19 protein-coding genes are annotated in these 22,767 nt (G+C 33.1%); 1 reads left to right on the forward strand and 18 read right to left on the reverse strand.

The window, feature by feature from the left end:
- Positions 1-41 precede the first annotated feature (41 nt).
- From brnQ to HMPREF2576_RS00245, 5 genes are all read right to left on the reverse strand, one after another.
- Entirely contained in the window at positions 42-1,385 is a 1,344-nt protein-coding gene (gene brnQ, locus HMPREF2576_RS00225; protein ID WP_002489039.1) for a branched-chain amino acid-like transporter carrier protein BrnQ3, read from the reverse strand.
- Positions 1,386-1,571: 186 nt separating this feature from the next.
- Complete coding sequence (locus HMPREF2576_RS00230; RefSeq protein WP_001831071.1) at positions 1,572-3,461, reverse strand: vWA domain-containing protein; 1,890 nt, start codon at positions 3,459-3,461, stop codon at positions 1,572-1,574.
- 12 nt (positions 3,462-3,473) lie between these two features.
- Positions 3,474-4,265 (reverse strand): ATP-binding protein, encoded by a 792-nt coding sequence (locus HMPREF2576_RS00235; RefSeq protein WP_002469511.1) that lies wholly within the window; start codon positions 4,263-4,265, stop codon positions 3,474-3,476.
- Between the two features lie 177 nt (positions 4,266-4,442).
- On the reverse strand, positions 4,443-4,646 hold the full coding sequence (locus tag HMPREF2576_RS00240) for a DUF6501 family protein (RefSeq protein WP_001831030.1): 204 nt from the start codon (positions 4,644-4,646) through the stop codon (positions 4,443-4,445).
- Between the two features lie 24 nt (positions 4,647-4,670).
- Positions 4,671-5,480 (reverse strand): VOC family protein, encoded by an 810-nt coding sequence (locus HMPREF2576_RS00245; protein WP_002470604.1) that lies wholly within the window; start codon positions 5,478-5,480, stop codon positions 4,671-4,673.
- Between the two features lie 200 nt (positions 5,481-5,680).
- On the opposite strand from HMPREF2576_RS00245, the gene HMPREF2576_RS00250 reads away from it, so the two are divergent.
- Positions 5,681-5,854 (forward strand): hypothetical protein, encoded by a 174-nt coding sequence (locus tag HMPREF2576_RS00250; protein ID WP_001831077.1) that lies wholly within the window; start codon positions 5,681-5,683, stop codon positions 5,852-5,854.
- A gap of 156 nt (positions 5,855-6,010) precedes the next feature.
- Here the strand turns inward: HMPREF2576_RS00250 and sucB are convergent, their stop codons facing one another.
- From sucB to HMPREF2576_RS00315, 13 genes are all read right to left on the reverse strand, one after another.
- A complete protein-coding gene (sucB, locus tag HMPREF2576_RS00255) occupies positions 6,011-7,273 on the reverse strand; it encodes a dihydrolipoyllysine-residue succinyltransferase (RefSeq protein ID WP_001832759.1) in 1,263 nt (420 codons plus the stop codon).
- A 17-nt stretch (positions 7,274-7,290) separates the two neighbouring features.
- On the reverse strand, positions 7,291-10,095 hold the full coding sequence (locus HMPREF2576_RS00260) for a 2-oxoglutarate dehydrogenase E1 component (RefSeq protein WP_032606498.1): 2,805 nt from the start codon (positions 10,093-10,095) through the stop codon (positions 7,291-7,293).
- A 414-nt stretch (positions 10,096-10,509) separates the two neighbouring features.
- Positions 10,510-11,880 (reverse strand): HAMP domain-containing sensor histidine kinase, encoded by a 1,371-nt coding sequence (locus tag HMPREF2576_RS00265; RefSeq protein WP_002446426.1) that lies wholly within the window; start codon positions 11,878-11,880, stop codon positions 10,510-10,512.
- Positions 11,877-12,536: a response regulator transcription factor gene (locus HMPREF2576_RS00270; protein WP_002446427.1), complete on the reverse strand. Its 660-nt coding sequence runs from the start codon at positions 12,534-12,536 to the stop codon at positions 11,877-11,879. The genes HMPREF2576_RS00265 and HMPREF2576_RS00270 overlap by 4 nt, the downstream gene beginning before the upstream one ends.
- Before the next feature lie 559 nt (positions 12,537-13,095).
- On the reverse strand, positions 13,096-13,863 hold the full coding sequence (locus HMPREF2576_RS00275) for a DeoR/GlpR family DNA-binding transcription regulator (RefSeq protein ID WP_001831263.1): 768 nt from the start codon (positions 13,861-13,863) through the stop codon (positions 13,096-13,098).
- A gap of 6 nt (positions 13,864-13,869) precedes the next feature.
- The gene (locus HMPREF2576_RS00280) at positions 13,870-15,195 is read right to left on the reverse strand and encodes an MATE family efflux transporter (RefSeq protein WP_002470648.1); all 1,326 of its coding nucleotides are present in this window, start codon (positions 15,193-15,195) and stop codon (positions 13,870-13,872) included.
- Entirely contained in the window at positions 15,182-16,036 is an 855-nt protein-coding gene (locus HMPREF2576_RS00285; protein WP_002446430.1) for a metallophosphoesterase family protein, read from the reverse strand. Before HMPREF2576_RS00285 ends, HMPREF2576_RS00280 begins: the two co-directional genes overlap by 14 nt.
- Positions 16,037-16,049: 13 nt before the next feature.
- Entirely contained in the window at positions 16,050-16,946 is an 897-nt protein-coding gene (locus tag HMPREF2576_RS00290; protein ID WP_001830948.1) for a carbohydrate ABC transporter permease, read from the reverse strand.
- A 15-nt stretch (positions 16,947-16,961) separates the two neighbouring features.
- Entirely contained in the window at positions 16,962-18,650 is a 1,689-nt protein-coding gene (locus HMPREF2576_RS00295) for an extracellular solute-binding protein (protein WP_070856553.1), read from the reverse strand.
- Positions 18,651-18,661: 11 nt separating this feature from the next.
- Positions 18,662-19,618 carry an ABC transporter permease gene (locus tag HMPREF2576_RS00300; RefSeq protein ID WP_002470606.1) on the reverse strand — a complete coding sequence of 319 codons (957 nt, stop codon included), beginning with the start codon at positions 19,616-19,618 and terminating at the stop codon, positions 18,662-18,664.
- Positions 19,615-20,706 carry an ABC transporter ATP-binding protein gene (locus HMPREF2576_RS00305; protein WP_002456515.1) on the reverse strand — a complete coding sequence of 364 codons (1,092 nt, stop codon included), beginning with the start codon at positions 20,704-20,706 and terminating at the stop codon, positions 19,615-19,617. The genes HMPREF2576_RS00300 and HMPREF2576_RS00305 overlap by 4 nt, the downstream gene beginning before the upstream one ends.
- 350 nt (positions 20,707-21,056) lie before the next feature.
- Complete coding sequence (locus HMPREF2576_RS00310) at positions 21,057-21,671, reverse strand: phosphatase PAP2 family protein (protein ID WP_070856555.1); 615 nt, start codon at positions 21,669-21,671, stop codon at positions 21,057-21,059.
- A 12-nt stretch (positions 21,672-21,683) separates the two neighbouring features.
- Complete coding sequence (locus HMPREF2576_RS00315) at positions 21,684-22,757, reverse strand: undecaprenyldiphospho-muramoylpentapeptide beta-N-acetylglucosaminyltransferase (protein WP_070856557.1); 1,074 nt, start codon at positions 22,755-22,757, stop codon at positions 21,684-21,686.
- Positions 22,758-22,767 lie beyond the last annotated feature (10 nt).

Here is a 22,767-nt window from a genome sequence, read left to right on the forward strand (position 1 = left end):
TCAATCACTTATTTGACGAGTGCTTTTTATTTTAAATTTACTTATTCTTTTTGATATACAATGTTAGATTGTTTAACAAAATAACTAATCATATAACCAACAAGAGTTGCTACAACAGCAATTGGGAACCATTCAAGTGAATATTCTTTTAAAGGTAAATCATCTATAAATGAAATACGTATCCACCCTTGTGTCGTTATTAAGCTTAAGATTGATTCAATTGCTACAATAATTAGCGGTATTTGTTGTGCAATACGTTTTGTAGGTATGAAGCGAGCAATGAGTATTAACAAAATAACTGTAATAGCCACTGGATAGATCACACTGAGTACAGGGACTGACATTTTAATTACGGAATTAAGTCCTTGGTTAGCTAGAATGAAACTAACTAAAATGAAAAATATCACAAATACTTTATAAGGTATCTTAGGTAGTATTCTGTGGAAATATTCACTTACTGATACAATTAATCCACAAGCAGTAGTTAAACATGCTAATGATACGATAATACCAAGTAAGTATTTTCCGAAAGTTCCAAAGCCCTTCGTTGCCATTGTTGTGAGTAAATACGTCCCTATATTTTGATCTTTAGCTTTCAATTCCTTTAGAGTGTCTGAAGGAATATTAATATGATTGCCTATGTACCCTAGCGAAATATATATAAATACTAATGCGATTGCAGCGATGAGACCAGCAATAATGGTCTGTTTAAAGATTTTATCAGCATGCTGTATTCCTGTTGTTTTAATCGCATTAACAACAATCATTGAAAATGCAATTGAAGCGATAGCATCCATTGTAAGGTAACCTTGTGTAAATCCTTGTGAAAATCCACTTAAATTGGAATGATAAGCATTTGTCATTCCGTAATTTGAAGAATGTCCACTAAAATCTACAAAACCTTTAATAATCATAGCGACAATGGTAATAAGTAATAAAGGTGTAAGTAATGAACCAATTCGATCTATCATCTTATTAGGATTCAAGCATAAATAAAGAACGATCAAAAAATAGATTACTGTAAAAATAAATAATGCTAAATTCCCACTATTTTGTGCAATAGGAGTCACAGTCATTTCAAATGAAGTTGAAGCTGTACGTGGTATCGCAAATAATGGTCCTATAGTGAGATATATGATAATTAAAAAGATTAACGAAAATCGTGGTGATATTTTATTAAAAGACCCAATATAACCATGTTTATCAAGTGCGCCTACCACAACGCCAAGAAGCGGTAATCCAATACCCGTTAGTGCAAAGGCTAGTATGGCTGGCCAAAAGAAATGACCACTTTCGAGTCCAAGTTGTGTTGGAAATATAAGGTTACCTGCGCCAAAGAACATAGCGAATAAAGTAAAGCCTATAATCCACGTATTTTTATTCATAATGCTGCTCCTTTTTATCTAATAATGCAACATTCAATATTCTATCATAATAAAGAAATATTAGTCTATATAAAATTTCAGAAAATTAAAACATTGTACAATTGATGTAATTACTTCGTCAAAAATACGTAATGATTTATATCTATGAAGTTACAAGTTAGAGATTTTGAATTGATAAACTAACTTTTATAAAGATTTAAGTAACAATTTTTTTAGTAATGGTGATAAGTGACTCGGTAAATGTTCCACACCTTCTACAAATAAAGCAAATTGGCCATATATGTTATGAATGGTTTGTTCAATGTCTTCAGTAATTGGCTCTTGGCTAAGAAAGACATTAAATACTTCTATACCAAATTTACGCGCACGTTCAACAGCTTCATACGTATCTAAAATACCATCTTGACTGTAATTAAATGCAGACGGTTCACCATCTGAGAATACGATTAAAAAGCGTTGTTCATGACTTCTTTGTAATAAACGCTCGCTCGCAATTCTGATAGCTACGCCGTCACGATTATCGTCTTGAGGTTCTAATGTCATGATACGTGGGCCTTCTTTTTCAAAGATAGAGTAATTATAATTAATGATTTCATCAATGATATTTGGTTGTTGACGTTGGTCAGCTTCAAAAGCATCTTCATTAAATGCTAGTATTTCATGTTTAATATTCAAAGATTTTAATGTTTCATGGAACAAGACGACACCTTTAATCGTTTCATCCATTTTATCGTGCATACTCGCTGATGCATCAATGAGTAAGGTGAATGTTGCATCGAATGTCTTACTTAAATCCTGTTTTTTGTAAAATAACTTAAATTGATCATCAATAAACCAATTAATAAGGTCTTTTTGTAAACGGCCCTTTGTTAAATTATGTCTTTCATCTTCATGTTCTCTGTCGATGGTCTTTTTGATAATTTGTATTAAATCTTTAATTTCAAACTGTACATCATTTTTTGAATATTGATAATCTATCACATTTTGAGGTGTAATATCAGGGATATTCCATTCAATACTTACGTCTTTATTAATGCCTTTTAAAGCAAAAGCTTGGTTTTGTCCTATAAATCCACCTTCATCATGATCAAGTGTATTTTCTGACCCTTTTCCTTTTTTGGTCATCATATCAGTCATATCATCAGTGCTGTCGCCTTCTCGAGCCGTATCATTATCAGCCATAACTTCACTGTTTTCACCCTCATGTAGCTCCATTTCTAAATATGCCCCGCCTTTAGACTCACTGTCTGCGGCTTTTGTTTCAGCTTCAGCTGTTTCTACATCTTCGTCTGTCTGTTGATTATCTTTACCATCAGTATTGCTCGCATCTGTACGCTTTAAGTCTTCAAAACTATCTGCATAAATATCTTCATATAATTTTTGAGGTAAGTAGTAATATTCATTTAGCATATCTTCCTTTAATAAATCATCCACTTGATACATAATACGTTCTGCTAAATACATATTATCTTCTGATGTTTGATTCTGAAAAATATTTGGTAAGTACTGATACATATGAACTAAAATATCATCAAATGCTGGATGTATGGATGGAATATTAAAAAAGTTTTGACTTAAAAATGCATGTTCTAAATAAAGAAAAAGTAAATCAGTATATACAGTTTTAGTTTTGTAGAAATTAATTTGAGATTCTGTAAAAGATAATCGTGTTTCTATGCGTAAATCAATCATTTTTGTAGTACTAGGTCTTTGTTGTCTAATATGTTCAAATATACGTACGTCCTCTAAAAGTTTAAATAATTGATGAAAGAACTTAGGGTGTTCAAAATCGTTGTTGTGTAAAACTTGATTGATGATTGAAAGATCCATATTCAGATATCCATACGTTGCGAGTAAGACATCTGTTTTTAGTCCAGCTTGTTCAATATGTTTCGGTCTATGAGACCAAAACCAACTCGCAATGAGTGTATTACTATAAGGATTATAGTAAGGGAATTTTTGTATTTTAACTTGCGTTTGCTCATTTTTTAAAAGTAAACGTGCTAAGTCTTGTAACATCATTACTTGTTTTGCATCTAATTGTTCATCGTTGAATTTTATAAAACGATCACTCATTTTTATCCCTCTTTAAAAATTGAGCTCGATAGCGTTAAGTATCGCTTGTTGTTCTCGCTCATCCTCTAATTTATCAATAATTGTACGTTGTACAGCACGTTCAATAGGCATGACAGTTGCTAAATCACTAAGGTCGATTAAAGCTCGAATACTTGCAGCCTCTTCAGAAATTTGACCTTGTTTGGTCATAGTACGTAAATCTTCATTAAATTTAACAATATCTTGAATCAATTGTTCATCTTGTAATTTACTTTGCTCTTTAATGACTGTTTTAAGAATGTCACCATCGATATAATCTACTTCTATGACGATAAATCTATTTTTTAAAGCCTCGTTCATTGGTAATGTTCCTACATAACCTTCGTTTATAGCAGCAATTACATTAAATCCAGGTGCTGCTTTAATCACTTCACCAGTATAAGGATTTGTCAATTGACGTCGATAATCTAATACACCGTTAAGTATAGGTAATGTTTCCGGTTTTGCCATATTAATTTCATCTATATATAAAATGTGACCTTCTTTCATTGCTTTTATTACAGGACCGTCTATGAAGACAATTTCTTGGTGACCTTCTTCATTAGTTTGAATTGTTTTAAAACCTAATAAGCTTTCAGTATCTAGATCTACTGAACAATTAACTTGGTGCATAGGCAATTTCATAACATGACTTAACGTTTCGGCAAGCTTGGTTTTTCCTGATCCTGTTGGCCCTTTTAGTAGTATATTCTTATTTAATTGAAATAAAGCTTTAGCATCTTCAAAAACTGTTTGATCTGAATTTTTGTAAACTGTTTGTACCATAATTTCCATCCTTTAATGTTAAAAAAGACTAAGACATTAGTTTTTGGTGCATAGTCTTAGTCTTATTTAAAATGATTAAAATAAATGACTTATTTAGTCATTATCGAGTTAATGTAAACTGATGATTGAAAAATATTTCCAATGCAATGATAACGCATTTGGTTGAAAAAGATTAAATTATATCTCTTTAAAGTAGTCTTTGTAATAGCCACCTACTAAACCAGAATTATCTATAATTTGATAATATTCTTCAGTTTCGTTAATAACATCATACTGTTTGCCGATAGTTAGCATATCTGCAACTGTAAATTTTTTGGCATCAGTATTTGTCACTTCTACTTTTTTAATTGGTGTACGTTCTTTCCAAGTTTCATGTAACATGTAATAACCATCCTTAAATCATATTTACTTTTCAAGTGTATAAATAAATGAAATGCCACTATTTTCAGTGATTCTAAGAGATTCTGAAGTATCCTGTTCGAGAGTTTGATATGGAACACCAATCTCATCTAAACGATTTTTTGCTTGAAGATACAATTGGGTATCATTTGTAGAGAATTCCACTTGCTCAATTGGCCCGTGTGTATTCATTTGAATATCTTCATCGCTTTCAAATAAGTGGATTTCACCACCAAGACCACCCTCACCTATACGAAACACTTGAATCGGTTGTTGGGCATCTTCATGTGGAAGATACTCAGCAAATAAATCTAATTGAAATACTTGTGTGAGAATTGAAGTGGTGACAGATAACTCGTTCACCTTAATAATGACTGGACCTAAGCCTTGAACTTGATGTAAAGGGTTAACAGGACTATCAAAAGCAGGCATACCTAATCCTATACCCGTATTTAACTCGTTAGAATAAATATCAAATTTTTGTTGATTATGATCTTCAAAAGTAAAATGTTTAAGACCATTAAGTTCAGTGATTGAACTATAGGATATATTAAAGTTGTCAAAAATATTTTGATATTCTACTAATCCAGAATCAGAAGGTGTTCTAAGTCCAACGCTATCTATGTGTAGATTTTTATAATCTTCCTCTGGAACTTCAACAAAGTGAACACGCGTTCCAGGACTTAAATTAGCGTCACCAAATCTTATGGCATGTTCATTTTTAGTTGAATGTTGTAAACCAATAATGTGGTTAAATAATTCTTTCGTTTTAGATAAATCGTTTGTTCCTAAAGTGACACTTCTAAGTCCACTCATTAACTGACACTCCTCTATTTATCTTTACAGGTAACATTATAACGTATTTTGTAACACTTGAATATGATGAACACTCATATAAAGACAGATATTTATTAGTTGTTGATTTGTTATTTATTAGAAAAATAAAACATACAGATTGGCTAAATATTTTGTATGTATTAAAATGTAATTAAAGAAGTAATCAAGGAGGCATGAGTATGTCTAATTTATGGATTATATTTGCAGTTACTGTGCTAATAGCAGTTTATTCCGCAATTGAAGTATTTACAAATTTAAATCATAAACAACAACCAAGATTTAAATATTTTACTATCGCATTTGTTGTGTTTATTATCTTAGCGATTATAGAAGTTATATTTCTTGCTCAATGATAGGTTAATACTAAAGTATATCTGTAAAGACATCGTGTTATTTTGATTTCTTTACAGATATTTATATATATAAGATTATCATTACACTTTAGACATATTGAACAAAAAAACAACGACGATTTACGTCGTTGTTTTTTAAGTATGTTAGGTTCCAAATTATGATTCAAGTAATAAATCTTCAGGGTTTTCAATGAGTTCTTTGATTGTTTTTAAGAATCCTACAGCCTCTTTCCCATCGATGATTCTATGATCATAGCTTAATGCGATATACATCATTGGACGATTTTCAATTGTATCTTTATCAACTGCAATTGGACGTGTAATAATTGAATGCATACCTAAGATAGCTGCTTGATTACCATTTATAATCGGTGTACTCATCATTGAGCCAAAGATACCGCCATTAGTGATGGTAAACGAACCGTTAACCATGTCATCAAGGCCTAATTTTTTATCACGAGCTTTTACGGCTAAATTAGCGATTTCTTGTTCAATTTCTGCAAAATTTTTCTTATCACAATCTCTAACAAATGGTACGAGTAATCCATCGTCAGTGGATACTGCAATGCCAATATCGTAAAATTGTTTAGTAATCATATCATCGCCATCTATCTCAGCATTTACTTCAGGATATTTTTTGAGAGCTGCAACGGCAGCTTTAGTAAAGAAGGACATAAATCCTAATTTAGTACCATCATGATCTTTGATAAATTGTTCTTTTTTACGTTTACGTAAATCCATAACGTTTGTCATATCAACTTCATTAAATGTAGTAAGCATAGCTGTTTGATTTGATACTTCTAATAATTTTTTTGCAGCAGTTTTTTTGCGTCGAGACATTTTTTCACGAATAACAGGTTTTGATGGATTGTTATTAGATTGTTTAGAACCACTGTTTTGTGATTTGCTTTCACTTTTAGCTGTTTGACTTGAAGATTTTTGACTATTTTCAACATCATCTTTTCTTAGAACATCATTGCCTTTTCCGGATACTTCGCTTAAATCAACGCCATTTTTACGCGCATGTCGACGTGCAGATGGTGTTGCATTGATACGTTGCTGGCTATTATCTTGTGTATTTTCACTTTCACTAGAATTCGGATTAGATTGTTTTGGCGTTTCTTTCTCTTTAGCTTCATCTTTTTGTGAAGATTCGTTAGAACTATCGTTAGATGTGTTTACTTGTCCTTCTCCTACTACAGCTACAGCTTGACCTACTTCAACTGTATCGCCTTCCTCGGCTAATTGTTCTGATAATACCCCAGCTTCTTCAGAAACTACTTCGACGTTAACTTTATCTGTTTCTAGTTCTAAGATAGCTTCACCTTTATCTACATTATCGCCTACATTTTTTAACCATTCTGCAATGGTACCCTCTGTGATTGACTCTGCTAATTCTGGAACTTTTACCTCTGCCATACTTATTTTCCCCCTAGTTAATTGTTAATGCTACTTTCAATAATTTTAGTTTGTACAAGTTTATGAATTTCTCCATCGCCTTCAGCAGGTGCAGCTCTTTGTATTCTGCCGTGATAACTTAAATCATATTTATTAGCAACAAGTGCTTTTAGATAAGGATACACGAATAACCATGCACCTTGATTTTTAGGTTCTTCTTGAACCCATGACACATTTTCAAGATGAGGTAACGATTTTAATACTTCTTTAATTTCTTCTTCTGGGAACGGATATAATCTTTCTACTGCTATGAGAAGAATAGAATCGTTAGGATTTTTAGCTAAATATTCTTTTAGGTCAATATACATCTTTCCTGATGCTAAAATCACTTTTTTGACTTTTTGTTCATCGATATCTTCTGTGATGATAGGTTTAAAACCGCCAGATGTAAACTCATCAATAGGTTTAGCTACTGTTTTATTTCTTAAAAGACTCTTAGGTGACATGACAATTAATGGTCTCATTTCTAATGTATCTAAACTAGCGGCTTGCGCACGTAGTAAATGGAAGTAATTACTTGCACTAGATAGATTAACTACAGTTGAATTATTTTCAGCGGCTAATTGTAGAAATCTTTCTAAGCGTGCCGATGAATGCTCTGGTCCTTGCCCTTCAAAAGCATGTGGTAAGAAAAGTGTTAAACCTGAACGCTCACCCCATTTTGCGCGAGAACTTGAGAGGAAATTGTCAAACATCATTTGAGACATATTAGAAAAGTCGCCATATTGAGCTTCCCATATGTTAAAGTTACCTTTATTTTCGACGTTATAACCATACTCAAATCCAACTACAGCTGCTTCAGATAATGGAGAATTATGAATATCAAAAGTAGCCTGTTGTTGAGGTACATGATGCAATGGTGTGAATGTATTACCATTTTCTTCATCATGAAGCACAGCATGTCTATGGCTAAATGTTCCCCTTTCACTATCTTGACCTGTTAAACGAATTGAAGTTCCATCTTGTAATATGGTTGCAAATGCAAGTTGCTCTGCTTGAGCCCAATCGACGAGCCCCTCCTCTTTTTCAAAAGGTTCTCTACGTTTTTCAAGTACTTTATTGAGCTTTTTTAGCATATGAAAATCTTTTGGGTAATCAAGCATTGCATCATTGATTTCTTTTAAATGATCAAATGAGAAATCTTTCGTATCACTTTGTAAAGGTAGTTGAAGTGATTCTGGTTTTTCCATATCTGGGTTATTCATTTTGTCATTTTTATCAATTTTATCATGTGCTGTTCGCATTTCTTTTTGAACACTGTCAATGACTTCATTCATTTCGTCTTCAGAAATAATACCTTCATCAACTAACTTTTTACCATATAAAATTTCAACTGAATCATGTTTTCTAATATTTTGGTATGGAACTGGATTAGTAATAGAAGGCTCATCCATTTCATTATGCCCATAACGACGATAACCTACTAAATCAATAACTACATCTTTATGAAATTCTTTACGGAACTCCATTGCAATTTCAATAGCTTCAATTGTTGCTTCTACATCATCGGCATTTACGTGTAGTATTGGAACATCGTAACCTTTAGCTACGTCGGAAGAGTACGTTGTTGAACGTCCATCAATAGGTTCAGTTGTAAAACCGATTCTATTATTTGTAATAATATGAAGTGAACCACCTGTAGAATATCCTTTTAAACTACCTAAGTTCATCGTTTCAAAATTAATACCTTGACCTGGATATGCCGCATCACCATGTATAATAATCGGCATTGCTTTATGGAAGTCGGTAGATGGAGCTCCTACTTGATGTGTATTATCTTGGGCTGCTCTTGTTTTACCAGCAACAACGGGTGCAACGATTTCCAAATGACTTGGATTATTCGCTAAAGAAATACGCTGTTCTATTCCGTATGAGTTAGTCGTTTTAACGCCACCTAGGTGATACTTCACATCTGAAGTCCAACCTGAAGTTAATTCTAAACTACCATCTTCTGGTAAAAACTTCATTGGATCTGTATGCATAAATTCTGAAATCATCATCTCATAAGGTTTTTCCAAGACATGCGTTAATACATTTAAACGTCCACGGTGAGCCATACCGATTTGAATGTTTTTAATCCCCTCGTTACCTGCTAATGTGATTGTGTGTTGAAGCATTGGAACTAACGTGTCGACACCTTCAATTGAAAAACGTTTAGCTCCAACAAAATTTTTGTGCAAATATTTTTCAAAACCTTCTACGTGTGCGAGTTTTTTGAAAAGTTCTTTTTTTTGATTATCGTTTAAACTTGCTTTATAAGGCGTTTCAATTCTTCTTTTTAACCACACACGTTCTTTATTATTATTAATGTGAGTGTATTCAAAAGCTATCGGTCCTTTGTAACGTCTTTCCATACGAACAATTGCATCATAGGCATTGTCATAAATGTCTTTAAAATGTTCAGAGACAATTCCAGATGATATTTTTTCCAAAGTTTCTTTATCTAAATCAAAATCTTCGATTTCCAATTTAGGAACATTTTGACGCTCTGGAGGATTTACTGGATAAATATCTGCTTTTAAATGTCCGTATTGACGAATATTATCGATTAAGCGCATAACACGTTTAATTGTGCTATCTCCCGCTTGTGAACCACCCCCATCAGTGGTAGGTTTAGCTTCGATATGAGCTTCACCTGTTTTAATTGTACTGAACAAGACTTGTAAATCTTCAGGTACGGATGATGGATCTTGTAGATAATCATCATACAAATCTAGCATAAGGCCAAGATTTGCACCGAAGTTTACAGGAGCCTCTGTAAATTCTTTCTTGTTCTTAGTCATTTAACACCCTCCACAAAAATGATGAAACGCTTACATGGTTATCATAGCATTATTTCATATATTGTTAAAGTACATTTACCTATTATTATACAAAATAGGAGCAAGACAGAATTTACTCCAAATTCATAGTCTCGCTCCCGTATAATTGCTATCTCCGTCTATCAAGTTTAGCTCGTCGATTCTATAGTAAGAGAATCTTTGTGAAGAAGGTGTCCTCTCATTAGTATGACATGATATAGCTATTCTAGTCAGCATCTTAGTGTAGTGACTGGAATCTTTATTTATAATGATAGATGTCGATGGATTTGATTATTTATAGTACTAGTTTAAGGATTGTTAATATTTAAGCCCTGTAATAATTTATTTGTAACTTGTTTAATCGTAATCATTCGTTACTTAAATAATACTATTTATTTAATTTAGTACTGGAAAACTGATTTTGAAAGTCGTGTAATTTTGTAGTTCACTTTCAACCTGAATCATGCCACCGTTAAGTTGTACAATTTTTTCAGCTATTGATAGTCCTAATCCATTGCCTCCTTGACTACGTGCACGTGATTTATCTACACGATAAAATCGATCAAAGATAAATTCTAAGTCAGCTTTTGGTATACCCATACCATGATCAGTAATATCAATCATAATCATTTTATTTTTTAGTTGAGTAACAATTTTAATGTGCTTATGTTCAGTATCGTATTTCATTGCATTATCAATAAATATGAGTAAAAGTTGTTCAAACTGATGACGGTTAATTTTTAATTGGATAGGTTTAGTAGCAAGATGTGTTTCAAAGGTATAATCTGGATGTAGGTGTTGCAGTGACTTCACACGTGATTGAATCTCGCTATTTATGTCTACATTTTCACATTCCAAAACATTATGATTGACTCTATCTTTGGTAAGTAAAAGTAGTTCTTCGACAAGTTTTGTTATTCGATTCACTTCCTCAATTGAAATATTCAAAGATTCCTCCAAAACTGCTGGATCTTTTTTTCCCCAACGTTGAATTAAATTGAGATGACCTTGAATAATCTGTAGTGGCGTTCTTAATTCATGTGAAGCATCCTCGACAAATTGACGTTGCTGATTAAAAGATTCTTCTATTTGATACATCATTTCATTAAAGGTATCAATTAAATTGTCTGTTTCTTCATAATTTGTAGTTAATTCAAGTTTATTTTGAAAACCATCTCTTCTAATTTGATTCATTTTATTGGACATTGTAACTATTGGTTTAGTAATTTGCGAAGAAAAGATATAACTCACGCCGGCAGTAATAATGGTTGCAATTAATCCAAAAGCAAGTGCAACGATATAAAGTGATTTAACGAGATTATCATAATTTTGAAGAGAATGGACTAATACACTGTATCCAGAAAATTCCTTCGAACGTATAGGTTCAGTTATTACTAAGTAATTAATACCGTGGCTTCTATGAATATGTATACGTTCAGGATGTTTGAAATCAATTTTGTTATCATAAGCAAGTGTATTATCATTTGATGTTTGAATTAACTTTCTACCCTTATCATCATAAATCAATATTTCTTGAAAATTTTCTAAGGATGCATTTAAATCCAATGCAGATATATCACTTAAAGATTTAGAATGGAACAGATTGGCGATATCATTTGAACTTCTTTCAGCTTCGTCAATTTCACTACTTCGTAAAGTATCTTTTAAAAAGAAAATAATAATTAAGCAGAAAAGTAATATTGTCGTGAAGGTAATGAGCGTCGTAATAAGCATCCATTTATATTTTAATTTTTGACGCTTAATCATCGAATCACATACCCTACGCCACGTACTGTTTCTATGGATTTTTCTTTATTAAAAGGTTTGAGTTTATTACGTAAATAACGAATATAAACATCAACGACATTCGTTTCTACTTCACTATTATACCCCCATACGTGATCGAGAATTTGTTCACGTTGCATGACGTGGTTACGATTTTCAGCTAAAACATATAGTAAATCGTATTCTGTTTTAGTTAATTCTAATTGATGGCCATTAACAGTAACTTTAAAGGCATCTTTATCAATGATAATACCATTGATATCTAAAACATCTTTATCTGGCTGTCTGCGCAATACCGCTCTTATTCTTGCAAGCAATTCTTCTATATCAAAGGGTTTTACAATGTAGTCATCTGCCCCATAGTCCAACCCAGCTACTTTATCATATGTCTCGCTTTTCGCAGTAATGATGATAATTGGAGTAGTTGTTTTTTGACGAATTTGTCTACAAATTTCTAGACCATTTATGTTTGGAAGCATTAAGTCTAAAATATATAAATCATAGGGCTTAGATAATGCTTTGTCCAAACCTGCCTTTCCATCATTCTCTATATCAACAGTATAATTTTCATGAGTTAACTCAAGCTCTATAAATCTAGCAAGATTTTGCTCATCTTCTACGATTAAAATATTTGTCATATTTGCACCTCACGCTACATCTTAAACAATTAACTCGTATTTCTAAAGATGTAATTCAAAATTGTAAATGATTTGTTATGAAACTAGTATCATTTTACCATGAACCACCTTAATAGATAGTCGAATAAGTAGACTGTCTTTAGAAAAAGTCCCTCTAGCATTATCATTATATTTAAATTAAATCGAAAAAATGTATATATTTCTAATTGACAATCATTATCAATCATGTATAATGTTAATTGAAAATGATTATCAATACCAATTGAAAAACATTCCCCCCACATACAAGTTGTTCTTTTGGATTGGTCATTTTCAACTATCCCCTTTTATATGCCCGTAAAAGACTAACGTTAAGATAGGACGTTTCAATAAAAGCAGTAGACCTTTGACACTTGAGGTCTGCTGTTTTTTAGTGCCACTGCAACGAAAAAATATTCATTGCTAGTGGCACTTATACTTGGGCAAAGCCTCAGGTGTTACCATTCGTAAAATTAAATAAAGCCTGAGGCGTCTTCTTTTATTTAAAAAAGACGAAGTCTCAGGCTTCATTTTCTATAAGTTAAATCTGTAACCAATGCTTCTGATTAAAATATTCTATATTCTGAGGTTTAGCATAATCAGAAATCATATAATCAATTTCGCTAAAACCATCAATACGATACGACGCATGCGCATCTCGCTTACTACTATCCGCTAAGAGATAACTCAGTTGACTTTTTTGAATCATAATGTGACTTGCATGCGCTTCTTCCAGATCAAATTCATAACAATCACTCGTATCAAACGAACCACATGAAATAAAAGCTTTATCAAATTTAAAACGTTGTAATAACTCATTCGTCATATGCCCGCGCACAACATCTTGTTCAGTATTCGTCTTTCCAGCAAGCATAATCACTTCTGCTTGAATTCGTTGCTCCTCTATAGCACGATTCAATTCATCCGCAATCTTCAGAGAATTCGTCACAATCGTGGTCTGAGTAATATCATTGAGATATTGAGGAATTCGCCCTGTTGTGGTTCCACCATCGATGACAATAATTTCTCCAGACTTTATTTGCAAAGCAGCTTTCTTAGCAATACGCTCTTTTACTTGTGATTGTTTCTGCCACTTATTCGCATATGATTTCTCTTTATTAATATGATTGTATTGTATCGCACCTCCATGTGTACGTGTAATCAGTTTATCGTTTTCTAAGGTTTCTAAATCCTTTCTCACGGTTTCAGGCGTAACTTGTAAGAATATAGCTAAATCTTTTACTGCCACCTGTCCGTACTGATCAACACGTTTACGAATAAGATTCAAACGTTCATTTCTTTTATACATAATTATCTATACTCCAATCTGCTTCATTCGTGCTTGCCAACGATCATTTCGCCATCTAAGATACATAATGATAAATCTCAGCGCTTCATCAGCAATACTCACTAAAATAATTCCTGTATAACCTAATCTCCAATGAATCCCTAATAGATAACTTCCAGGTAATAATAACAACCATGTGGTCACAACACTCACGGTGACTGGATAACGTACATCCCCTGTCACGTTTAATAAATCTACAATTAGATTATTAATTGCACGTATCGGTTCTAATCCAAAAAGTATAACAAGATAGTAAATGATTAAATGATAGGTTTGTATGTCGTGTGTTATCCAACGTCCACACACTATAAATCCTATAAATACACACGTCATAATCATGAAAGATTGTGTGATATTAAACCAAATACTTTTTATAACAACTTTCTTTAAAGTACGGTAACGTCGACGGGATATAAATTTTCCTAAATAAATTTGGCTAGCAGCACTAAATGCCATAGCACAACTAAAAGACAGGCCGCTTAAAACAGTAGAAACAGATTTCGCAGCGATGACTTGAGTGCCTAACATCGCAATAAATGCAGTTGTAAATGTCTGTGCAAAATTATAAGAAATTTGTTCACCTGCTGTTGGGATACCTAATGTCGAAACCTGATATATTTTCTTCCAGCTCAGCTTGAAGTAATGCTTGAATGGAGGGAAAATTTGTATCAGCGCAATTAAAGCTAAAGTACATCCCAATAAACGACTGAACGCTGTTACCACCGCGACACCTAATACAGGGTTACCTACATATTCTGGAATAATAAAGAGTACGATACCGTTCAAAATGATATTAGTCACATTACTAATGATAGTAATGCGTGTAGCTGATGATGCATGATTCATGACACGTAATACAGTACCAATATACATGTGACAGGTCGTTAAAGTGAGTACACTCAATATAATCATTCCAAATTGATAGGTCAGTTTGAATATATCTTGAGGTACCTGAAAAAGTCGTAAGATAAGTTCGAATGCGATCCCAATCACAATCGTAAATACGATAGATACTATGCTATTGAATAACAAATTATGATAAATCTCTTGTGAAATACTTGAAGGTTGATGTTCCTTCAAATGAACAATACGTATATTTGTACCCACATGAATGATTGTAATCAGAAACGTGATGAGCATGAGTATTTGGCTTATCATTCCTGAAGCAGCAACGGCATCAGTGCTATAGCTGTTTAACATCAATGTATCAGCTTGACCCATGATGAGTATGAAAAGTTGTTCTATCAAAATAGGAATGTATAATGACCGAAACGTTCTTTTAGAAACGATCATCAAATTCTAACACTTTCGATTTATATATAGCGTCAGGTTGCAACTCAATTAATCTAGCCCCACGTTGTAAATCACCATAAGTATTGTAACCACCAACACGACCAAAGCTAAGGCGAATCCCATATAAATTAATCGTAAAATCATTGTCATGGTCATGACCGCAGAACATACCTTCAATATCACCGTTTAGTAACATCTGACTAAATAATCCGGAATTAATTTTTGAGCACGCAATAGGTTCATTGAAAATGCCATGATATTCACCAATATTCTCAACTTCTCTATATTCTTGTAATGGAATATGTGTAAATAATAAGTTATGTTGAAAGTTGTGTTGAAATTGAGTTTGATATGCTTGATGTGTTTCCCTAAGCCAATTCACATGTTCAGGTCTTATAAAATCATAATCACCTATGCCAAATGGATTATAATCTCCTCCATCAATAACATAAAGCACATGTGTGACTGTATCGTTGTTTACAACTTCTATTGTATAAGCTTCTTTATCATCAACAATGAGGCTATGATTTTTCTGTACATAGTTGGTAGAATATTGGTCCTCAATAGCGCGTAAGTCTGAACGTTTGAGATGCCCCTCTGTATCGTGATTACCAAATGTCGTTGCAATTTGCGTATCATATCGATTTAAATACTCCATTAATTTTTTATAAACGCGACCTGAATCAATGACGCCTTCAGACCAAATTTGGTCACCTGTTAATACTGTGATGTCAGGTTGATAGTGTGTCATCATATGATGAATTAAATCGTAAGTTTTTTGATCTTTTTCATCATTGTGTGGCCCAATATGTAAATCGCTTAATTGTAGAATTGTAGTCATTGTTTCGTCTCCTTTACTCTTTTGTCGAACCGATAGTTATACCTTTTACAAAATGCTTCTGAACAAATGGGAAGAGGAATAATACTGGAATTGTTAATAGTACAATCATTGCCATCTGCATTGAGTCCCCTGTAATTGTCAACTTGTCTAACATCGCATATGAACCTGACTTTTGTTTTAAAGCATCTGCAATGGCAGCTTGTTTCGTTAACATATCTTGTAAAACAGTAGCTAACGGTTTGAGGTTTGGATTACGTACGAAGAATGCACCTGTAAACCAATCATTCCACTGACTCACGGCGTTAAATAATGTAATTGATGCCACCACGGGTTTACTCATGGGTAAGACAATTTTCCAAAAGATTTGAAAGTCATTACAACCATCTACTCTAGCGGCTTCAATCACACTACTAGGTAATTGATTGAAGAATGTACGCATAATTAAAATGTTATAAACGCTATAAAGTGACGGTAAAATGTATACCCAGAATGTATCAGTTAAATGAAGTTGATTTAATAGGATATAAAGTGGTACAACACCGACACTGAATAACATCGTAAAGACTAGGAAGAATGAGATGATTCTTCGAAACGGTAAACTTTTGATTGTTAGAACGTATGCAGCCATAGCTGTTAATATGACGCTTAGTATCGTTCCTATGACTGTCTTTGCGATACTAATAAATAATGCATTTAATAACGTGCCTTGTTTAAATATCTCCTTAAAATTATCTAGTGAAAATTTACGCGGGTAGAAAGTGATGCCACCTTTTTGAGCATCTACCCCAGAGTTAAATGCTAAGGCAAAGATATTAATCATCGGGAGGATAATTGTGATTACTAAGCCAATAATAATGATTAATGAGATAATACGAATGACAAGCGCACTTTTATCTTGTGAAACTTTCATTGTCTCTGCCACCTCTTAATAAATAATTTGAGTTCCTTTTTTATCTCTTTGATTTTCAACGTATCTTTCAAATTGATTTAAGCCTGCCTCTTCTAAACGTTGCTTAGCACTATCAATAATTTGTTTCGTTTCCTTGTCTGATTGAGAATAATAAGCACGTTTAATAGCGTCACTATAATCATCGAGTGCAACTTCTAAATCTTCGCCATATTCATATTTAGATAAGAATGACTTTACTGTGAGTCCGTTTACGATTTTGGCGTGTTTCTGTCTTTGATCATAATGCCACATATCAGCAATCTTTTCAGGAGTCGTCTTTTTCGTTTTTGTATTATCTCCGTATTCAGTTTCACCGAAATCAGCTTTATTATCTATATCAGTATAACCAAGATGATCTGACCAATAAGAACCCGCACCTCTAAAACCACGTTTTTTAGCTTCGTCTGGATTATTTTCAACTTCTTTTAACACTTCAGGTTTAACATGAGGGTTACCTTTCTTATCTAACGTATAGTCACGTCCTTTAATACCGTACTGACCGAGTAATTTACCTCTGCGACTTGCAAGGAAATCAGCGAGTTTAACGACGTCTTCAGGATGTTCAGTCGTACTTGGTACAGCCCAACCGTTTGCGCCTGATTTATATGGCTTTTCAACTCTAAATTTACCTTTGACTGTATTGAGTGGCCCAAGAGGAACGTATTTCATACTTTGATTTTCAGTAACATAGTTATGTAAATCTGAAACAATGCCCCATGAGCCATTAACGAGTCCTTCTTTTGCTTTATTTTCTTCCATTGTATAGAACTCTTTTGTCATTAAGCCTTTCTTCATAAGGTCTTTAACGTAATTTACACGTTTAAGTGGATATTCGGTTTGTGATTCATGTATAATTTTCTTACCTTTATTTAAAAATTTCTCATCAGACTGACCAGTCCACACAAGGTCATTATAGAATTTAGTACGATCGTCACCGCCCCATGCTGTTGGGCCAATAGGTGTGATTTCTTTACCATTATCATCTTTGAAGTGGTGTTCTTTCATCTTTTCAGCAAGTTTTTCTACATCTTTGGACGTCTTGATAGAAGTAGGGTCGATATGAAGTTTATCCATGATATCTTTTCTGACGTAAGGACCACCTACAGTGCGACGTTCTTCTTGTCCTGGATGACGGTTAATCCCCATATGTACAAGGTACGTTCCATCTTGTTCTTTATTAAACATGATGTTATCTTTCGTATCTTTTGGTAAATATCCTTTTTTGAAATACTTACTATAAATTTTTGTGTTTTTAAGCATTTTCGTTAAGTCTGTGAGTCGACCTTGTTTCGCTGCTTTATTTAGTACTTTCATTTCAGGTCTTCCACTATCGTCTAAGTAATAAACGATGAAGTCGGGTAAATCTCCTGAAGCGAGTCCTGAAGTTAATGCTTCTGTGGAATCTTCATTAGAAACGGTTTGAAGTTCTAACGTGATGCCAGTCTTTTTCTTAAGTTCTTGAGCGACTTCTTTATTCATTTTAGGGGAGGCATCGTTATCACTTTGAAACACAAGTCCTTTAAGCTTTCTATCTGCAATCCATGTATCTGGTTTACCTTTAGCATCTGCTTTTCTTTTCGCTTCATCTTGCGTTTTATCTTTGCTACATGCTGTTACGAACAAAATGACAGCAATCATTAAGATGAGCATAGACTTTCTAAACATGTACATTCTCCTTAATATAGTGATGTATCCAGTTTCTTATCTGCGAATTTATTAATAATGACGACAGCGATAAGTCCTATCACACCCTGTAATAGACTAATCGCAATTGCGTAACTGAAATCGCCTTGCTCAATACCAGTACGAATCACAAATGTATCCAGTATTTCTGAAACGTTAGCGTTACCTGGTGTTTTGAGTAGGTAAATTTGATCGAACCCTGCTTTTAAAATATCGCCTAGAGAAATGATGAATAAAATAACAATTGTTGGTGTTAACATAGGTAAGGTAATATGTATAATTTGTTTGAAACGATTCGCGCCATCAATCGCAGCTGATTCATAAATTTCAGGATTAATACTCATAATTGCTGCAAAATAAATAATGGAATCCCACCCTACATTCTTCCATATATAACTAGAAAACATGATGGTGTGGAAATACTCAGGGTTCATCATAAAGTAAGTCGACCCGTCGCCACCAAATTGATGGATCAGTTGATTCATAAGTCCATCATCTGGAGCGAGTAATTTCTTGAAAATACCGATAACTACAACCCAAGATAAAAAGTGAGGGATGTAAAGTACGCCTTGAAATAAACCTCTGATCTTACCTAATTTAGAATCTTTAATTTCGTTAAACATAATGGCTAAAATAATTGGAAATGGTAGAGCTAAAATCAATTTCATGCCACTTATAATTAGCGTATTCATAATAATTTGAATACATCGAGGGTCAGAGAAAAAGCGTTTAAAATAGTATAGCCCTTTCCAATCACCGCCGATGATACCAGTATCGAAGCGGAAATCTTTGAATGCCAGAACAAGACTTGTCATTGGAATATAGTTGAAAATCAAGAAAAAGAGTAAACAAGGTAAAATCATTAAGTAAAGTACTTTGTGTTCCCACATTCTTTTTAACAAAGGTTTTTGATGAGCGGATTGAAGGCTTTGTTTTTTGTTTTTACTCATGATAAAACCTCCTCTTGTACTCTTTCGCCTGAATCAGAATCGAAAAAGTGTGCATCTTCCGTTTTTATACCGAAGGAAACTGTTTGTCCTAATTCAAAATCCAAATTACTATCTACAGCTGCTATGATTTTATGCTCATTGTGATGACAGTGAAGTAATTTGTATGAACCAGTTAACTCAACTAAGTCTACAGTGAATTGAGAAAGTTGGATTGGATAATTACTTATTTCGTTATCATTAACAAGATGTAAGTCTTCAGGTCGTATACCAAGTCTGTATTGTGCATGCGATGCAAGTTGAAGTAATGTAGCATCAGCCACTTTTTGTCCATCGAAGTACCAAGCATCCATGTTGTAGGTCATTGGAACCATATTCATTGATGGGCTACCAATGAAAGTGGCAACAAATTCATTGACAGGATGACGATAAATTTCTTCAGGCGTACCAATTTGTTGTATTTCGCCTTGTTTTAATATGACGATACGTGATGCCATTGTCATAGCTTCAGTTTGGTCGTGTGTCACGTAAATCGTTGTTGCTTTCATTTGTTTATGTATTTTTATAATTTCGCTTCTCATGTTACTTCGTAATTTAGCATCTAAATTAGAAAGTGGTTCATCCATGAGAAAGATTTGAGCTTCTCTAACGATAGCTCGACCAAGTGCCACACGTTGACGTTGTCCTCCAGATAAGGCTTTAGGTTTACGGTCGAGGAGGTTTTCAATTTCTAATATTTGAGCTGCATGTTGAATTTTTTCGTCATAAATTTTCTTCTTGATTCCTCGCATTTTTAAGCCGAAAGCTAAATTTTTATAAACTGTCATATGTGGATATAATGCATAGTTTTGAAAGACCATAGCAATCTTACGATCTTTAGGTTGTAAATCGTTGATTACTTTATCGTTGATACTAATTGTCCCTTTGCTCACATCTTCAAGTCCTGCAATCATACGTAACGTTGTTGATTTCCCACATCCCGAAGGTCCTACAAATACTACAAATTCATTGTCCTCAATATCTAAATTGAAATCTTTAACTGCGTAACTACCATTGTCGTAAACTTTGTTTAAATCCTTGATTTGTATCATGTCTTTGCTCCTTTGAAGATTTAATCACAAGTTCAGTATAAGTAATCGCTATTAAAGTAAACTTTTTTCAAATTTAAGTTTTCGTAAATCAAAATTTTTTGTTTGTAATTTTTCAAAAAACAAAAGACTTAAAACATTTATAAGACAACATTTTAAGTCTTTTATTAACAAAAATGAAAACAAAGAAATTAATATAATATAAATATTATTAACATTGAGCTTACAAACAATATTTATTTAAAAACGCCGATTTGAATATACTAAATAAACCACTAAAATCATTGTTTACTCACAATCATTTCAGTGGTTTGGTCAATACCTATTTAATTTAAAATTCCAACCGCGCTTCTTTATACAGCGAGTTGTTTTTTCAATATTAACGTTGATAAAACAATGCAGAATACACCACCAATAATGCCGGCAATAATATCTGTAGGGTAATGAACGCCTAGATACACTCTAGAAGTTGATATTAATAAAATGAAAAGTGCGCATAAACCGATTAACACGCCTTTAGAGATACCCGAATCATGACGGTTTATTACATATATAGCGCTTCCAAAGAATGAAGTTGAGCCCATAGCATGACCGCTTGGAAAACTAAAGCCTGAAATGTCAATTAAACGCAATAATGTTGGACGTTCCCTATCAAAGATATTCTTTAATAGTGGATTGAGTGTACTAGATAAGCTCATTACTATTACAAAGAATAATGTCTCAATCTTGAAACGTTTTAGCATAAGGTAAGCAACTAATAATAAGGATAGCGCAACCATTGCCCAAACTTCACCAATTTTTGTTGCACCTAACATAATAGATGTGGTAATGAAACTTTCAGATGAATAAATAAATTCATATACTTCGTTATCTATCCATTTTCCAAGCCTTGATTCATGAAAAAAAGCTATTATACCAAAAATAAGTGTAAAAACAATAAGCAATGAAATGCGTTTCCATCGATTCATTATAGGTGCCCCCTACTTGTTTAATGCATCATGAATAATTTTATCAAATAAATCTTCTTTCGTGTAACTCTCTTGATATGTTTCCATTTGTTTAATAATAGATTCACGATGTAATTCAATATCATTTAATTCTTGCAATAAGTTAACTTCTGTAAGTTGATCTTCAGGAATATGACGACCATAACCCTTAGATTCAAAGTTTTTAGCATTATCAATTTGATCTCCTCTTGATTGATCAAGTCCTAAGGGGATGAGTAACATCGGTATACGTAGCGTTAAAAATTCATAAATTGCGTTAGAACCTGCACGACTTACAACAGTATCAGTGATTGCTAATAAATCAGTTAAGTCGTCTTTAACAAATTCAAATTGAACATAACCTTTTTTATTGATTGAGTCATCAACAAGTCCTTTTCCAGTTAAGTGTATAATTTGATAATCGTGGAGAAGTGCCTCAATATTTTGACGAATGATATTATTAAGTTTTTTACTACCTAAACTTCCTCCCATGACTAATAACACTTTTTTATTTTTATCAAAATCAGTGAGTTGATATCCTCTTTCTTTATTCCCTTGTTTTAAGTCCTCACGTACAGTAGCCCCAACAAAATCAGCTTTATCTTTTGGAAGATATGTAAGTGTATCTTCAAAGGTTGTGTATATTTTCTTAGCAAATTTTAAAGAAATTTTATTAGCTAATCCAGGAGTTAAATCTGATTCGTGTATGATAGTTGGAATTTTTAAAGAACGTGCGGCTATAACTACCGGAACACTAACAAAACCACCTTTTGAAAAAAGTAAGTCTGGTTTTTGTTTTTTAAGTATTTTACGTGCATCTAAAATTCCTTTCAAAACTTTAAAGACATCTTTTGCATTTTCAAAGGATAGATAACGACGTAATTTACCGCTTGATATTGAATAATATTGAATATCAGGGAGTTGTGACTCTATCATTTCCCTTTCAATACCATGTTTTGAACCAATATAAAATGCTTCGTGTCCTTTTTCAATCGAAGTAGGAATTAAACTTAAATTCACTGAAACGTGTCCTACTGTTCCTCCACCTGTATATGCAATTTTTGTCATAATTACAACC

The sequence above is a fragment of the Staphylococcus sp. HMSC063F05 genome, from assembly GCF_001837075.1.
Lineage (GTDB): Bacteria > Bacillota > Bacilli > Staphylococcales > Staphylococcaceae > Staphylococcus > Staphylococcus epidermidis.

Excerpts from the sequence above, each read along its gene's own strand:
- brnQ (WP_002489039.1), bottom strand. The coding sequence starts at position 1,385 with ATGAATAAAAATACGTGGATTATAGGCTTTACTTTATTCGCTATGTTC.
- HMPREF2576_RS00230 (WP_001831071.1), bottom strand. The coding sequence starts at position 3,461 with ATGAGTGATCGTTTTATAAAATTCAACGATGAACAATTAGATGCAAAA.
- HMPREF2576_RS00235 (WP_002469511.1), bottom strand. The coding sequence starts at position 4,265 with ATGGTACAAACAGTTTACAAAAATTCAGATCAAACAGTTTTTGAAGAT.
- HMPREF2576_RS00240 (WP_001831030.1), bottom strand. The coding sequence starts at position 4,646 with ATGTTACATGAAACTTGGAAAGAACGTACACCAATTAAAAAAGTAGAA.
- HMPREF2576_RS00245 (WP_002470604.1), bottom strand. The coding sequence starts at position 5,480 with ATGAGTGGACTTAGAAGTGTCACTTTAGGAACAAACGATTTATCTAAA.
- HMPREF2576_RS00250 (WP_001831077.1), top strand. The coding sequence starts at position 5,681 with ATGTCTAATTTATGGATTATATTTGCAGTTACTGTGCTAATAGCAGTT.
- sucB (WP_001832759.1), bottom strand. The coding sequence starts at position 7,273 with ATGGCAGAGGTAAAAGTTCCAGAATTAGCAGAGTCAATCACAGAGGGT.
- HMPREF2576_RS00260 (WP_032606498.1), bottom strand. The coding sequence starts at position 10,095 with ATGACTAAGAACAAGAAAGAATTTACAGAGGCTCCTGTAAACTTCGGT.
- HMPREF2576_RS00265 (WP_002446426.1), bottom strand. The coding sequence starts at position 11,880 with ATGATTAAGCGTCAAAAATTAAAATATAAATGGATGCTTATTACGACG.
- HMPREF2576_RS00270 (WP_002446427.1), bottom strand. The coding sequence starts at position 12,536 with ATGACAAATATTTTAATCGTAGAAGATGAGCAAAATCTTGCTAGATTT.
- HMPREF2576_RS00275 (WP_001831263.1), bottom strand. The coding sequence starts at position 13,863 with ATGTATAAAAGAAATGAACGTTTGAATCTTATTCGTAAACGTGTTGAT.
- HMPREF2576_RS00280 (WP_002470648.1), bottom strand. The coding sequence starts at position 15,195 with ATGATCGTTTCTAAAAGAACGTTTCGGTCATTATACATTCCTATTTTG.
- HMPREF2576_RS00285 (WP_002446430.1), bottom strand. The coding sequence starts at position 16,036 with ATGACTACAATTCTACAATTAAGCGATTTACATATTGGGCCACACAAT.
- HMPREF2576_RS00290 (WP_001830948.1), bottom strand. The coding sequence starts at position 16,946 with ATGAAAGTTTCACAAGATAAAAGTGCGCTTGTCATTCGTATTATCTCA.
- HMPREF2576_RS00295 (WP_070856553.1), bottom strand. The coding sequence starts at position 18,650 with ATGTTTAGAAAGTCTATGCTCATCTTAATGATTGCTGTCATTTTGTTC.
- HMPREF2576_RS00300 (WP_002470606.1), bottom strand. The coding sequence starts at position 19,618 with ATGAGTAAAAACAAAAAACAAAGCCTTCAATCCGCTCATCAAAAACCT.
- HMPREF2576_RS00305 (WP_002456515.1), bottom strand. The coding sequence starts at position 20,706 with ATGATACAAATCAAGGATTTAAACAAAGTTTACGACAATGGTAGTTAC.
- HMPREF2576_RS00310 (WP_070856555.1), bottom strand. The coding sequence starts at position 21,671 with ATGAATCGATGGAAACGCATTTCATTGCTTATTGTTTTTACACTTATT.
- HMPREF2576_RS00315 (WP_070856557.1), bottom strand. The coding sequence starts at position 22,757 with ATGACAAAAATTGCATATACAGGTGGAGGAACAGTAGGACACGTTTCA.